Here is a 14,121-nt window from a genome sequence, read left to right on the forward strand (position 1 = left end):
CGCGATAAACGCGGGCAAAAATACTGGAAGCAATGTGAGCAATGTCGTACCGAATACCTGAGTTGTTCACTCAACTATTCGGTAATGAGAAAGATAATATTTCTCATTTAAGATATCAACCCCAGATTTTGTGCGGAGGCGAATTTTTTTAATCAAGGGTGAAAACCGTACGTTTCTGGCTGTTATCATGCGGCCAGGCCGCAGCGACATCGCGGAGCGGCAGCGGCGTGGTGGCGATGGTAAACTGACCGGGAACCGCAGCCTGTAGCATCTCCCCGGTTGCCGCCAGCAGTTGCGGCATGGTCAGGCTGCCGATGCCGCTGCCCATAAGCTGTAGCGGCGCGGCGCGCAGCACGGCGCCATTTAACGCGATATCCGCCCCGGCAAGGGAACCCACCTGCACAAAACGCACCGGCTTATCGCCGGGGGTATATTTCGCCAGCATGGGCAGCAGCAACTCTGCGCTGCGTCCCCATAAATAATCCACGATCGCATCAACTTGCCCGGCGCTGGCGGCAGCGAATTGTGCGCTAAGCGTCTGCTCATCAGCGGTTAAATCAATACACTCATCGGCTGCGAGGGCGGCCAGCGCTTGCGCATTGCGCCCGGTGGCAATGATTTTTTTCGCACCGAGGTGGCGGGCAATCTGCACCGCCAGCTGCCCGGCGCTGCCGGTGGCGCCGTTAATCAGTACCGTTTCGCCGGCCTGAAACTGCGCCCGCTTTACAAGCGCAGCCCAGGCAGACATGCCCGGATTGGCCATGGCCGCGGCGCTGATATCGTCAAGTTCATCCGGCAGCGGCAGGCAATTCTGCATTGCGACCGGCGCGCGTTGCGCCATACTGCCGAACGGGGCGCTGGGGAAAGCAAAATAGACGCGCTGGCCGTCAGGGGTCATACCGACGCCATCGATACCGACGACAAACGGCAGAGTGCCGTCAAAACTATAATGATGTCCTGATGCCCGGCCCTTTACCACGTGGCTAATGGCGGCGGCGCGAACGTCGATCAGCGTGTGTCCGACGGCGGGCTGCGGTTCGCTAAAATCGGCCCATACCGGGCCTTCGCTTAGATCAAATACCACGGCGGCTTTCATAACATTATCTCCTGATGATAATTATGTGTAATATGCACATATTCTTCAGGAGCACTATACGCGGTTAACTAATATATGCAAGATGCACATAATAATTACGACATCACCGACTTTCACGGCGCGCTGCTGGATATCATTAGCGTGATGAATCAACCTCTGCGCGATGAGCAGATATTGCAGGCGGCAGGGGTGCAGCTTGAACAGATACTATTTCCGCTACTGGTGGCGGTAGGGCGCTATGGCCCGGTGGGGGTAGTTGAGCTGGCGGATCATTTAGGCCGCGATTACACCACCGTCAGTCGTCAGGTGAAAAAGCTGGAGGCTCAGGGGCTTGCCTGCAAGCAGGCCAATGCCAAAGACCGGCGGATTAGCGAGGTGACGCTCAGCGAAAAGGGGCAGCGGATGATCGACGCTATTGCCGTTGCGCGGCGGCGGTTAATGAATCAGGTGCTGGATGGATGGTCAGAAGACGAGGTGCTGGCGCTGTTTCGCTTAACGCGAAAATACGCCAACAGCCTGCAGCAGAAATAGTCGCCCGGCGTGAGGCCGGGCGACAAAGGGTCAGGCGGTTTTGGTTGCCGCTTTCAGGCTCTGCACGAAGGTTTTTAGCTCTTCGAGCATTTTTTGCGGCTGTTCAAGGTTGCGCTCGATAATCTTGACGATGGCCGAGCCGGATATTGCCCCGGCGGCACCGGCGTCAATAGCGGCCGAAACCTGCTCCGGCGCCGAGATACCAAAGCCCTGCAGCGGCGGCGCGGCGTTATATTCCGCCAATTTTTCAATCAGATGATGCAGCGGCAGCGCGGCGCGGTTTTCCGCGCCTGTCACGCCAGCGCGCGATAGCAGGTAGGTATAGCCGCGGCCATAGGAGGCAATCTGGCGCAGTAAATCGTCATCGGCATTTGGCGGGCAGATGAAAATCGGCGCAATGTTATGGCGCAGCGCTGCCTGACGGAACGGGGCGGACTCTTCGACCGGCACGTCGGCGACCAGCACGGAATCCACGCCGACACGCGCGCATTCGGCGTAGAACTCATCAATCCCCGGGCTGAACACCAGGTTCGCGTACATCAACAGGCCGATTGGAATGGTCGGATGCTTGTGGCGGATCGCCGCCAGCATCTCGAAGCACTGCGCCGGGGTAACACCGGCGGCAAAAGCGCGCAATGTGGCGCCCTGAATCGTCGGGCCGTCGGCCAGCGGGTCGGAGAAGGGGATCCCCAATTCCAGCGCATCGGCGCCGGCTTCAATCAGCGCATCGATGATTTTCAGCGACTGTTCCGGCCCCGGATCGCCGAGGGTGACGAAGGGAACAAAGGCGCCTTCCTGGCGGTTTTTTAACTGTGCAAATAGCGTCTCGTAACGTTCCATCAGATTTCCCCTCGCGCTTTCAAAATGTCGTGTACGGTGAAGATGTCTTTATCGCCGCGGCCGGACAGGTTAACCACCAGCAGCTGCTCTTTATCCGGATTCTCGCGCATCATCTTCAGCGCGTGCGCCAGAGCGTGCGACGACTCCAGCGCCGGAATAATGCCTTCATGGCGGGAGAGCGCTTTAAAGGCATCCAGCGCTTCGTTGTCGGTAATTGACACATACTCAGCGCGCCCGGTGCTATTAAGGAACGCATGCTGAGGCCCCACTGACGGGAAATCCAGCCCGGCGGAGATAGAATAAGATTCTTCAATCTGCCCGTCGGAGGTTTGCATCATCGGCGACTTCATGCCGAAATAAATGCCGACGCGACCATGCTTCAGCGGTGCGCCGTGCTCGCCGGTTTCGATACCGTGGCCGGCAGGCTCGACGCCAATCAGGCCAACGCGGGATTCATCAATGAAATCAGCGAACATGCCGATGGCGTTAGAACCACCGCCAACGCAGGCGATCACCGCGTCCGGCAGGCGTCCTTCTTTCTCGAGGATCTGCGCTTTGGTTTCTTCGCCGATCATGCGCTGGAATTCACGCACGATAGTCGGGAATGGGTGCGGGCCAGCGGCGGTGCCGAGCATGTAGTGCGCCTTCTCGTAGCTGCCGGACCAGTCGCGCAGCGCTTCGTTACAGGCATCTTTCAGGGTGGCGGAACCGCTGTGCACTGGAATGACTTCCGCACCCATCAGGCGCATGCGGAACACGTTCGGCGACTGCCGCTCGACGTCTTTGGCGCCCATATAGATGCGGCATTTCAGACCGAGCAGGGCGCTGGCCAGCGCCGAGGCGACGCCGTGTTGGCCGGCGCCGGTTTCGGCGATAATTTCCGTTTTGCCCATACGTTTGGCCAGTAGCGCCTGGCCCAGCACCTGGTTGGTTTTGTGCGCGCCGCCGTGGAGCAGATCTTCACGCTTGAGGTATAGCGTGGTGCGGGTGCCTTCGGTCAGATTGCGGCATTTGGTCAGCGCCGTCGGGCGGCCCGCGTAGTTTTTCAGCAGGTCGGTGAATTCGGCCTGAAACTCAGGATCTTTTTGTGCGCTGACGAAAGCTTCTTCCAGCTGGCGCAGGGCGGGCATCAGGATCTGCGGAACGTACATACCGCCGAATTCGCCGAAATACGGGTTCAGTAAAGTGCTCATTATTGCATTGCTCCTTAATATGCGCGCAGCGTCTGGAAAACGGCAGCCACCAGGCTTGCCTCTTTTATTCCCGGCTGCGACTCTACGCCTGAGTTGAAATCGAGTCCGGCACAGCCGCTTTTCGCGGCTTCTACGCAGTTATCGGCGCTGAGGCCGCCTGCCAGCATCACGTTACGCAGGTCCTGGCCCTGCAGCAGCGACCAGTCGAAGCGTTGACCGCTACCGCCCTGACCGTTGTCAAAGACATATCTGTCCACATGATTGAGGTTACGCGGCGGCAGCGTTTCGCCGACGCTCAGCGCCTTCCAGATTTGGATCTGCTCCGGCAGCGCCGCGCGCAGGGCATCAATCCAGGCCTGGTCTTCGCTCCCATGAAGCTGGACCGCGGCGAGTTTCAAGTTAGTCGCACGGGTGACGACCTCTTCAATGGCTGCATCGCGGAAAACGCCAACGTAGCTGAGCGGCGCGGCGGCCATTACCGCCTGTGCCTGCTGGTCGTCAACGGCGCGCGGCGAACTGGCGACGAAAATCAAGCCGCCGTAGATAGCGCCCGCCTCCCAGGCGACTTGCGCATCCTGCGGACGAGTCAGGCCGCAGACCTTGTTCTCACCTAACAGCACGCGCTTCACCGCAGCGCTGAGGTCCGGTTGCTCCATTAGCGCCGAGCCAATCAGGAAGCCGTTGGCGAAGTGGCTCAGTTCGCGGACTTCGCCGTAGGTATGGATTCCGGATTCGCTGATCACGGTGACATCCGGGCCGAGACGCGGCGCCAGTTGACGCGTGCGGTTCAGATCAATCGACATATCGCGCAGATCGCGGTTGTTAATGCCGACGACTTTGGCCTTCAGCGCAATCGCGCGCTCCAGCTCCTCTTCGTTGCTGACCTCGGTCAGAACGCCCATATTGAGGCTGTGGGCGACAGCGGCGAGCTGCCGATATTGGTCATCATCGAGCACCGAGAGCATCAGCAGGCAGGCATCGGCCTGGTAGTAACGCGCGAGGTAAATCTGGTAAGGATCGATGGTGAAGTCTTTACACAGAATCGGCTGCGGCGCGACCTTGCTGACGATCGGCAGAAAATCAAAGCTGCCCTGAAAATATTTCTCATCGCACAGTACTGAAATTGCCGAAGCGTAGTGCTTATAAACCCCGGCGATGGTCGCCGGGTCGAAATCTTCCCGAATCAGTCCCTTCGACGGCGACGCCTTTTTGCACTCAAGAATAAAGGCGGTACGGGCGCCGGCCAGCGCATCGTAAAAATGGCGTTCGGACGGCACGATATCATTCTGAAAACTGGCTAACGGTTGTTGTTGTTTGCGGGCTTCTACCCAAATCGCTTTGTCGGCAACGATTTTTGCTAAAACGGTCTGCATTATTTACCCTCTTGCCGCTAATGCGGTCACTCTGTCATAGGCCGCTCCGCTGTGCAGCACATCCAGTACCTGCCGGGCGTTGGCTTTCAGGTCTTCATGCCCGTGTAAACGCATCAACATGGCGACGTTGGCGGCGACGGCGGCTTCGTGAGCGGCTTCACCTTTACCTTGTAGCAAGCGCGTGAGAATGTCACGGTTTTCTTCCGGCGTGCCGCCGGCCAGTTGCTCTTGATGATAAGGCGTCAGGCCGAAGTCGGCGGCGGTCAGCTGATAACTCTGAATTTCGCCGTTATTGAGTTCGGCGACCACGGTCGGCGCATGCAACGAGACCTCGTCCATACCGCCGCTGTGTACCACGGCGGCGCGTTGATAGCCGAGTACGCGTAAGGTTTCGGCAATCGGCAACACCAGTTCCGGGCTATAGACGCCAATCAACGCCAGCGGCGGGTGCGCAGGGTTAATAAGCGGCCCCAAGACGTTAAACAGGGTGCGCGTTTTCAACTGCTGGCGGACCGGCATCGCATGGCGGAAACCGGTGTGGTATTTCGGCGCGAACAGGAAGCAGACGCCCAGTTCATCCAGCGCGGCGCGCGATTTATCGGCATTCATATCCAGATTAATACCAAACGCGGCCAGCAGGTCGGACGAACCGGATTTACTGGAGACGCTGCGGTTGCCGTGTTTCGCCACCTTTAAACCGCAGGCGGCGGCGACAAAGGCGCTGGCGGTTGAGATATTGATGCTGTTGCTGCCATCGCCGCCGGTGCCGACAATATCGGCAAACTGATAATCCGGACGCGGGAAGGGCGCGGCGTTTTCCAGCAGCGCGGTGGCAGCGCCGGCAATTTCCTGTGGTTGCTCGCCGCGCACTTTCATGCTCACCAGCGCGGCGGCCAACTGTTCCGGCTTCACTTCGCCGCGCACGACGGCGGAAAACAGCACGTGGCTCTCCTGCTGGCTCAGCGTCTGTGCCTGGTACAATTTTTCCAGAATCGGTTGTACGACATTGGTCTGTTCCAGTTTCTGCAGCGCCCATGCCAGCGTTTGCTCCAGCAGCAGCGCCCCCTGGGTAGTCAGAATCGACTCCGGATGGAACTGGAAGCCGCAGACGCGATCGGCGTCGTGGCGAACCGCCATCACCATACCGTTGAAATTGGCGTTAATGGTGAGCCCGGCCGGAATATTGCTGCCGACCAGTGAATGGTAGCGGGCCACCGGCAGCGGGTTGGCAAGACCGGCGAACATCGCCTGGCCGTCATGCTCAATGCTGGAGGCTTTGCCGTGAAGGATTTCTCCCGCCTGGCCAACATAGCCGCCGTAGGCTTCCACGATGGCCTGGTGGCCGAGGCAGATACCGATAATCGGTAACTTGCCGCGCAGGCGGGTCAGCAGCTCCGGCATGCAGCCGGCTTCGCTTGGGGTTCCCGGCCCCGGAGAGAGCATCAGCACCGGGTTATCCATGGTGCCGATACGTTCAATCAGCGATTGCGCCGGAACGGTATTGCGATAAATAACCACGTTGTGGCCGTTAGCCCGCAGCTGGTCGGCGAGGTTATAGGTAAAGGAGTCGATATTATCGAGCAGCAGGATGTCGGCCATTAGAAAGTCTCCTTCGCGTGATGGGCCTGAGCAATGGCGCGCAGCACGGCGCGAGCTTTATTACGGGTTTCATCCGCCTCGGATTGCGGAACGGAATCGAGCACGATACCGGCGCCCGCCTGCACGGTGGCGATACCATCTTCAACGTAGGCTGAGCGGATCACGATGCAGGTATCGAGGTCGCCATGAGCGGTAAAGTAGCCGACCGCGCCGCCATAACTACCGCGCCGCTTGCCTTCCGCGGCGGCGATTAGCTGCATGGCGCGAACTTTCGGCGCGCCACTCAGAGTGCCCATATTCATGCAGGCGCGGTAGGCGTGCAGGACGTCCAGGTCGCGGCGCAGTTCACCAACCACGCGGGAAACCAGATGCATCACAAAGGAGTAGCGATCGACTTTAGTCAAATCCGCCACGTAGCGGCTACCCGGGGTGCAGATGCGGGCCAGGTCGTTACGGGCCAGGTCAACCAGCATCAGATGTTCGGAAAGCTCTTTGTGGTCGGTACGCATCTCCAGCTCAATACGGCTATCGAGATCGCGATCCAGCGAACCGTCGGCGCGGCGGCCGCGCGGACGGGTGCCGGCAATGGGGTAGATCTCAATCTGGCGGCTGACGGCGTCGTATTTCAGCGAGCTTTCCGGCGAGGCGCCGAACAGGGTGAAATCGTTATCCTGCATAAAGAACATATACGGACTGGGATTGCTCTTTTTCAGCACATCGTAAGAGGCCAGCGGCGACGGGCAGGGGAGGGAGAAACGGCGCGACGGCACGACCTGGAAAATTTCGCCCGCGCGAATGGCGCGCTGCATTTTGCGCACCACGGCGCCGTACTCTTCATCGCTCTGATCGACGTCGCAACGCATCTCGGCGACGGTAGTGACCGGCAGCGGGGCGGGCGGTTCATTTAACTGCTGGCGAAGCTGGGCGATACGTTGCAGAAGACGCTGTTTCTCATTCTCCAGCGGCGTGAACAGGCTCGCCTGAATGCGGGTGTTTTTGGTCTGATGATCGATGACCAGCAGCGTTTCCGCCAGGTAGAAACAGTAATCCGGGCAGGCGGTATCGGCGTTGAGCGGCGGTAAATCCTCGAAACCGGCCACCAGGTCGTAAGCGAACAGGCCGCCGAAGAACATCGCTTCGCGCTCGGACTGCGGGACGCTGACCAAATCTTGTAGCAGACGAAACGCATCGAACACCGATAACGAACACAGGCGAGCGTCTTCATCCAGCAGGGCGCTAACCGGCGGGAAGGTGAGTACCCGGCTGTTCGGCTGGCGCAGATTCTCAATGCCGGACGGCAATGCGTTATCCAGCAGTTCAAGCAGCGCGGCGCCGTTCGCCGACAGCGCCTGGACAGTGACGGTATTGCCAAGCGCGGTAATGCGCAGGGCGCTATCGACCAGCAGCAGGCTTTTTAAGTCGTCTTTACTATCGATGTCGGCCGATTCCAGCAGCAGGGTTGCCGGGCGCGCGCCGCATAATTGATGGAATAACGCCGTCGGGTTTTCGCGATAGATGGCGTCGCTGGTGAGAAGCTCGAGCGCTGGTTTTGATGTTTGCATTATCATTCTCGCCTGTTCTGTTCATTATTTTGTTCAAAAAAAAGCCCGCTCAGTGGCGGGCCAGGTATCTGTTTGCTGAGTGCAAAACGCGATTACGCCGCCCGATTCCAGGAACGACGCCACCAGCTATGAAGAATAATAATTTGCGTTTTCATCAGAGATACCCGTTTTGCGAACTTGCGTACTAGTTAACTGGTTCATGAAAATAAAGTCAACCCTTGTTTGCAGATTTTCTTTCTCAGTCGTTATCATAATGCGCTTATTTCAGTTCAGGTCCACCAGGAGCCATCTTGAGCGACACTAATTACGCGGTCATTTATGACCTGCACAGCCATACCGTCGCCTCCGATGGGCGATTGACTCCAGAAGAGTTGGTACACCGCGCACATGAGATGCGGGTGGGTACGCTGGCTATCACCGATCACGATAGCGTGGCGGCCATACCGGCGGCACGTGCCGAAATTGCGCGGGCTGGATTGCCGCTCACGCTTATCACCGGGGTAGAAATTTCCACCCTATGGGAAAATCACGAAATTCATATCGTCGGACTGAATATTGATATCGACCATCCGGCGATGACGCAACTCCTTTGCGAACAGAAAGAGCGGCGCAACCAGCGCGGGCGGATGATTGCCGAACGGTTGGAGAAAGCGCGTATCCCCGGCGCCTGGGAAGGGGCGTTAAAGCTCGCCGATGGCGGCGCGGTCACCCGCGGCCATTTCGCGCGCTTTTTGGTTGAAGCGGGTTTCGCCGGCAATATCGCCGACGTATTCAAAAAATATCTCGCCCGCGGGAAAACCGGATACGTTCCGCCGCAGTGGTGTACAATAAAACAAGCGATTGATGTCATTCATCATTCTGGCGGCAAAGCGGTGATCGCCCATCCAGGGCGCTACGATCTTTCCGCCAAATGGTTGAAACGGCTGTTGGCCCATTTTAGCGAGCAGGGCGGCGACGCGATGGAGGTCGCCCAATGTCAGCAGGCGCCGCATGAGCGCGCGCAGCTGGCGAGCTACGCGAAACAGTTTGGTTTGATGGCGTCGCAGGGTTCAGATTTCCACCAGCCCTGCCCGTGGATTGAACTGGGGCGTAAACTTTGGCTACCCGCTGGCGTGGAAGGGATCTGGCGCAGTTGGGAAGTGGCCGCTGAACAAATTGAGAGGGAAGTATGAGCCAGTTTTTCTATATCCATCCCGATAATCCGCAGGCGCGGTTGATTAATCAGGCGGTGGAAATCGTGCGTAAGGGCGGGGTTATCGTTTATCCAACGGACTCTGGCTATGCCCTGGGTTGCAAAATCGAAGATAAAGGGGCGATGGAGCGGATCTGCCGTATCCGTCAGTTGCCGGATGGCCACAATTTCACCCTGATGTGCCGCGATCTCTCCGAGTTGTCGACCTACGCGTTTGTCGATAACGTGGCGTTTCGTCTAATCAAAAACAACACGCCGGGCAACTACACGTTCATTCTTAAGGGAACGAAAGAGGTGCCGCGACGCCTGTTGCAAGAAAAGCGTAAAACCATTGGTATGCGCGTGCCGGCGAACCCTATCGCCCAGATGCTGCTGGAAACGCTTGGCGAGCCGATGCTTTCAACATCATTAATGCTGCCAGGTAATGAATTCACGGAGTCCGATCCGGAAGAGATTAAAGACCGTCTGGAGAAGGTGGTCGATCTGATTATTCACGGCGGTTATCTCGGCCAGCAGCCGACGACGGTTATCGACCTGACCGAAGACGCTCCGGTGGTGCTGCGTGAAGGCGTCGGTGATATCAAACCCTTCCTGTGATGCTTCTCGCGGGCGGCGTTACACGCGCCGCCTGCGGCTTAAATTTAATTTAAAACACCTTTCATATTGAGTCATTTCTCTCCTGGTATATTATTAGCCTGCTTACGATATTACTCATTGATATCGCTTCCAGAAAGAAACTCAACATTATGCATAAGCTGACTATTCAACCCTCTGATGTTATTAAGAGGGAGAAAGTGCTATTCAATTTTTTCATACTTTCAAGCATTACCGTTACTTTATATCTGGTGGGAAAAGCCATACGCCATAGCGATATTGCTTTGTTCTGGCCACTGAATGCAGTCATTGTCGGATTATTTATCAGGCATAAGGCGTTACGTTATAAAAAATACGCCGCAGTTGTTTTAGCCGCAATGCTATTATCAAGCTTTGCTACGGGCGAGCGAGGAGTCAATAGCATTCTGGTGGATTTCTCCGATGTGCTATTTATGTTAATAATGTACTGGCTGATAATCAGAGAAGAGAAGGCAGATGAAGATAATTTAAAAATAACCATCTTTCGAATTTACAGCTATTGTTTTATCTCCGCGTTATTATGTTCAGCCCTGGGGAGTTATATTTATTCCTGCGGTATTCACGCTGAATTCTGGCAAATCTATCCTGTTTGGTTTAGCGAGGAGTTTACCACTAGTGTGCTCATTCTACCTTTTACGCTGTTGTGTCAGAAAAAAGAGTTTTTTAGCCCATTGACTTTGCGGCGGTTAGTACCGGTTGGCATGTTAATGGCCTCGCTGCTGGTCTCTATTCTCAGCGGAGTAACGGGAAGTATGGGAACGCTGGCGATGATTCTTCCGGCGTTAATTTGGTGCGCGCTAAACTATTCATTATCAACAACCTGCTTGCTAACTTTGTGCTCCGGTATGGTGGAAATGATGCTGATCGACCGGCACGCTATTGAATCGAACATGACGTCGTTTCTGCCTATGATTATCTCCACGCGCCTTGGCATCGCATCTATTGCCATTAGTCCGGTTATCGTCGCGGTCAGCGTGGAGGCGGTCAACAAGATGGTGAAACAGCTATCGCGACAGGTTCGCTACGATTACCTGACCCGGGTTCATTCTCGTTTTGGTCTTTATGAACATCTGCGGGAACTGGAAGTAACGGACAATGAGACGTCGCTAAACGTGCTAGTGCTTGATATTGACCATTTTAAAAAAATTAACGACACCTGGGGCCATGATTGTGGCGATAATGTTTTGATGACTTTCGCCCGGCGGGTCAAAAACACTGTAGCCGATCGAGGGGTGATTGCCCGACTGGGCGGTGAAGAGTTTGCCGTGGTGATGACGGGCAAAGCGGGTGAAGATGGCTATCGTTTAGCTGAAGATATTCGTCAGGCGATTGAAGAGATGAATATTGCCTGGCAAAGTGCGAATTTATCGCTAACCGTCAGTATTGGTCTTAGCTACGGGCAGGTGATGCGCTGGAATATTGTTGACAGCTTTGATCGGTTATTATCTGAGGCAGATAGCTATCTTTATCAGTCTAAAAAAACGGGGCGCAATCGTATCAGCGCCTCTCCTCTAATAAATAACATTGTTACCGGCTCATAGTCGAGATTTAAGCTGGTGAAACTCAATAATAATGACCTTTTACTTGTGATTGAATACAGTTAATTTATGCTCAAACTGACCCCAAATACTTATCCCATCACTCTGGTAAAAAGCGTGTTGGTTGTTTCACTGCTGGCGTTAATGCTGATTATTGTCAGCCTGACCGGCCTGTTTAACTATCAGTCGCGTCAGGTCAGTACCGCCATTGATAAAAAAATCATCGGAACTCAGTATGCGTTGATTCAGCATAAACTTGAGGATGCCGTTGACCGCCCGCGACAAATAACGAATCTATTTTTACAATATATTCAGGGGGAAGGTAACAATATCGATAAGGATGCTTTGGTTCCTGAAATGGTGTATTTGACCGCGAGCGCGTTTAAAACCATGCCTGCCTTTCAAAGCCTGTCGTGGTTTGCAGAAAATGGCGCCTGTATTGCTGTCATTCGCGACAATCACAGTAATCAAATTTATTTGCAGCGAACCCAGCGCGATAATCATCACTCCCTGGTAAAATACAGCGGTTTAAGCCCGCAGACCAATATTGTCAAAGTTAATAACGCCTTTAATGTCGCTGATTTTCCGCAGTTTCGCCGCGCACGCCAGCAAACGAGCGGTTTCTGGCAACGCTCCCTCTCTACCGGCAGCATCATCATGAGCTGGAACCAGCCGGTGTACGACAAGCAAGGTCGCTTTGTCGGGGCGATCGCCAGTGGCGCCACACCCGCAGATATGACCGCTTATTTACAGAGTCTCCTGCCGGACAAAAGCTATGCTCTCCTGCTTATTGATGACAACAATCGTATTGTCGCGCATACCGGTAACCAACAGATTTGGCAGCAGGATCGCCAACTGATAGAAAAACTGACTTCCGCGCCACCGTCGCCAACGTCATTTTCCTTACGTGCTGGGGAGAAGACTTTGCTGGCGACCGCCTTTAGCGTGCAGGACAGCCAACATCTGTTGAACTGGAAGGCGGTTCTTATCGCCCCGCAGCATGCGGAAATGGCTGAAATGAATAAGCAGCGTCTACTTTTGACCTTCGCCACGACGCTGTTTATTTTTATTTTGATGTTGGTTCTACTGATGATTATTTCGCATTTTACCGGCGCCTTAAAGGATGTTGCAGATAAAGTGCGTCTCGGATTGATGCCGTGGAAGAAACAAACTAAACGAGTATTTCCGGAAATAGCGTCACTGGATACGGCCTTAAGCAATCTTTGTTCAATTATTCCTGATACGTTTGAATTGAAACGCCGGAAACTGGAAGAGGATAGCGAAACCGGCTTTTTAACCCGTAGTGGTCTACTGAATTGTGAATCTCTTTACTATCACCGCAATATGTTGGCGATGATTCACGTCAACAATTACAACTCGGTAAAGCATGTACTTGGTACCGCCCAGGCGCGGCAGTTTATTCATCAGTTTGCTTTACGCATTCGCAAAATGTTGCCTGCAGGGGCGCTATGTTGCCGCGATCGCGAAGACTTGTTCATCATTGCTTTTGACGGCATTTATGCCGAAAAAGATGTCGCCTGGTATAGTGCGCTAATTGCTTCCGTTTTTCGTATGTCTACTTCTGATATGCCGGGTGAATCGCATATATTTACAGGCCATATTGGCATGTTAATTGAGTCGCTCACGCCAGAGAATATCAGCGAATGTCTGATGAATGTTAGCCTGGCTTTACAGCATGCTCAAATGCAGCGTAGCGGAATGAGTAAACTTTTCACCGTCGCTATGCGTGAAGAGGAAGTCAATAATCTGCGTCTGCATCAGGCGTTATGCGATGATCTCCGTTCAGAAGGTTTTCATTTGGTTATGCAGCCGATCGTCGCATTTGAATCGCAGCGCCCTTGTAAAGAAGGTGAATGCCTGGTTCGCTGGCAATCCAATGTGCTTGGCTTCGTGCCGCCCGATAAATTCATTTCCCTCGCCGAGAACACCGGCATGATTGTGCCGTTAGGGAAATGGATAATTGAAACCGCCTGTCGTGAACTTGCCGCGTTTATCGCGCGCGGCGCGCCACGGGATTTTAAACTTCACGTCAATATCTCGCCAATTCAGCTTCAGCAACCTGATTTTGCTCAGCATCTGCTGGAATCAATTCACGCTTGTGATTTGATGAACAGTAATATTTGCCTTGAAATCACCGAAAGCGTCTTGCTACAAGACACGTGGCGAATTGTCGAGATACTGGCTTATTTACGCCGCCTTGGCGTTTGCGTCGCGATTGATGATTTTGGCTCCGGTTACTCCAGCCTTTCATATCTGCATTCACTGCCGTTTGATTGTTTGAAGATCGACCGTGGGTTTGTCAGCAATGTGCTTGACGACAAAAAAAATGAAGCGGTTATCGCCTCGGTGTTAATGCTGGCTCGAAGCTTTTCCGTGCCTCTGGTGGCCGAAGGCGTTGAAACGTGCGAAATGGCGGAAAAACTGCAGGAGATGGGCTGTGATTTGGCGCAGGGGTATTATTATTCCCGGCCGAAAACGTTTGATAGCTTTGAATTTACTAATGGTTTATTTGTTGTTGACCCCGAGTGATGTGCCAGACAAAC

General features: G+C 54.7%; 11 protein-coding genes and 1 other annotated feature. Of the genes, 5 read left to right on the forward strand and 6 right to left on the reverse strand.

Going from position 1 to position 14,121, the window contains the following annotated elements; all coding sequences use genetic code 11:
- Positions 1-148 precede the first annotated feature (148 nt).
- Complete coding sequence (locus tag AC22LX_RS00190) at positions 149-1,096, reverse strand: quinone oxidoreductase family protein (RefSeq protein ID WP_487333646.1); 948 nt, start codon at positions 1,094-1,096, stop codon at positions 149-151.
- A gap of 75 nt (positions 1,097-1,171) precedes the next feature.
- Here AC22LX_RS00190 and AC22LX_RS00195 point away from each other — a divergent pair, with 75 nt between their 5' ends.
- A complete protein-coding gene (locus AC22LX_RS00195; protein ID WP_047077951.1) occupies positions 1,172-1,627 on the forward strand; it encodes a MarR family winged helix-turn-helix transcriptional regulator in 456 nt (151 codons plus the stop codon).
- A gap of 30 nt (positions 1,628-1,657) precedes the next feature.
- Here the strand turns inward: AC22LX_RS00195 and trpA are convergent, their stop codons facing one another.
- From trpA to AC22LX_RS00220, 5 genes are read right to left on the reverse strand one after another with little or no spacing between them, the layout of a single operon-like run.
- On the reverse strand, positions 1,658-2,467 hold the full coding sequence (gene trpA, locus AC22LX_RS00200) for a tryptophan synthase subunit alpha (protein ID WP_045374732.1): 810 nt from the start codon (positions 2,465-2,467) through the stop codon (positions 1,658-1,660).
- A complete protein-coding gene (gene trpB / locus AC22LX_RS00205; RefSeq protein WP_015366207.1) occupies positions 2,467-3,660 on the reverse strand; it encodes a tryptophan synthase subunit beta in 1,194 nt (397 codons plus the stop codon). The genes trpA and trpB overlap by 1 nt, the downstream gene beginning before the upstream one ends.
- Before the next feature lie 14 nt (positions 3,661-3,674).
- Positions 3,675-5,033, reverse strand: coding sequence for a bifunctional indole-3-glycerol-phosphate synthase TrpC/phosphoribosylanthranilate isomerase TrpF (gene trpCF / locus AC22LX_RS00210; protein ID WP_045393187.1), 1,359 nt, complete (start codon positions 5,031-5,033; stop codon positions 3,675-3,677).
- Positions 5,034-5,036: 3 nt separating this feature from the next.
- Complete coding sequence (gene trpD / locus AC22LX_RS00215; protein WP_047045032.1) at positions 5,037-6,632, reverse strand: bifunctional anthranilate synthase glutamate amidotransferase component TrpG/anthranilate phosphoribosyltransferase TrpD; 1,596 nt, start codon at positions 6,630-6,632, stop codon at positions 5,037-5,039.
- Positions 6,632-8,194, reverse strand: a complete 1,563-nt coding sequence (locus AC22LX_RS00220) for an anthranilate synthase component 1 (protein WP_487333647.1) — start codon at positions 8,192-8,194, stop codon at positions 6,632-6,634. The genes trpD and AC22LX_RS00220 overlap by 1 nt, the downstream gene beginning before the upstream one ends.
- Positions 8,195-8,229: 35 nt before the next feature.
- Positions 8,230-8,325 (reverse strand) — a sequence feature (Trp leader region).
- 159 nt (positions 8,326-8,484) lie between these two features.
- Here AC22LX_RS00220 and rnm point away from each other — a divergent pair.
- The 4 genes from rnm (at position 8,485) to AC22LX_RS00240 (ending at position 14,107) form a co-directional block, all read left to right on the forward strand.
- Positions 8,485-9,366: an RNase RNM gene (gene rnm / locus AC22LX_RS00225; protein ID WP_047066979.1), complete on the forward strand. Its 882-nt coding sequence runs from the start codon at positions 8,485-8,487 to the stop codon at positions 9,364-9,366.
- Entirely contained in the window at positions 9,363-9,983 is a 621-nt protein-coding gene (locus AC22LX_RS00230; protein WP_020078571.1) for an L-threonylcarbamoyladenylate synthase, read from the forward strand. Before rnm ends, AC22LX_RS00230 begins: the two co-directional genes overlap by 4 nt.
- Before the next feature lie 149 nt (positions 9,984-10,132).
- Positions 10,133-11,560: a GGDEF domain-containing protein gene (locus tag AC22LX_RS00235; protein ID WP_487333648.1), complete on the forward strand. Its 1,428-nt coding sequence runs from the start codon at positions 10,133-10,135 to the stop codon at positions 11,558-11,560.
- A gap of 141 nt (positions 11,561-11,701) precedes the next feature.
- Positions 11,702-14,107, forward strand: a complete 2,406-nt coding sequence (locus tag AC22LX_RS00240) for a bifunctional diguanylate cyclase/phosphodiesterase (RefSeq protein WP_487333649.1) — start codon at positions 11,702-11,704, stop codon at positions 14,105-14,107.
- Positions 14,108-14,121: the final 14 nt, after the last annotated feature.

Source organism: Klebsiella sp. PK01 (assembly GCF_057624675.1).

Excerpts from the sequence above, each read along its gene's own strand:
- AC22LX_RS00190 (WP_487333646.1), bottom strand. The coding sequence starts at position 1,096 with ATGAAAGCCGCCGTGGTATTTGATCTAAGCGAAGGCCCGGTATGGGCC.
- AC22LX_RS00195 (WP_047077951.1), top strand. The coding sequence starts at position 1,172 with ATGCAAGATGCACATAATAATTACGACATCACCGACTTTCACGGCGCG.
- trpA (WP_045374732.1), bottom strand. The coding sequence starts at position 2,467 with ATGGAACGTTACGAGACGCTATTTGCACAGTTAAAAAACCGCCAGGAA.
- trpB (WP_015366207.1), bottom strand. The coding sequence starts at position 3,660 with ATGAGCACTTTACTGAACCCGTATTTCGGCGAATTCGGCGGTATGTAC.
- trpCF (WP_045393187.1), bottom strand. The coding sequence starts at position 5,033 with ATGCAGACCGTTTTAGCAAAAATCGTTGCCGACAAAGCGATTTGGGTA.
- trpD (WP_047045032.1), bottom strand. The coding sequence starts at position 6,632 with ATGGCCGACATCCTGCTGCTCGATAATATCGACTCCTTTACCTATAAC.
- AC22LX_RS00220 (WP_487333647.1), bottom strand. The coding sequence starts at position 8,194 with ATGCAAACATCAAAACCAGCGCTCGAGCTTCTCACCAGCGACGCCATC.
- AC22LX_RS00230 (WP_020078571.1), top strand. The coding sequence starts at position 9,363 with ATGAGCCAGTTTTTCTATATCCATCCCGATAATCCGCAGGCGCGGTTG.
- AC22LX_RS00235 (WP_487333648.1), top strand. The coding sequence starts at position 10,133 with ATGCATAAGCTGACTATTCAACCCTCTGATGTTATTAAGAGGGAGAAA.
- AC22LX_RS00240 (WP_487333649.1), top strand. The coding sequence starts at position 11,702 with ATGCTGATTATTGTCAGCCTGACCGGCCTGTTTAACTATCAGTCGCGT.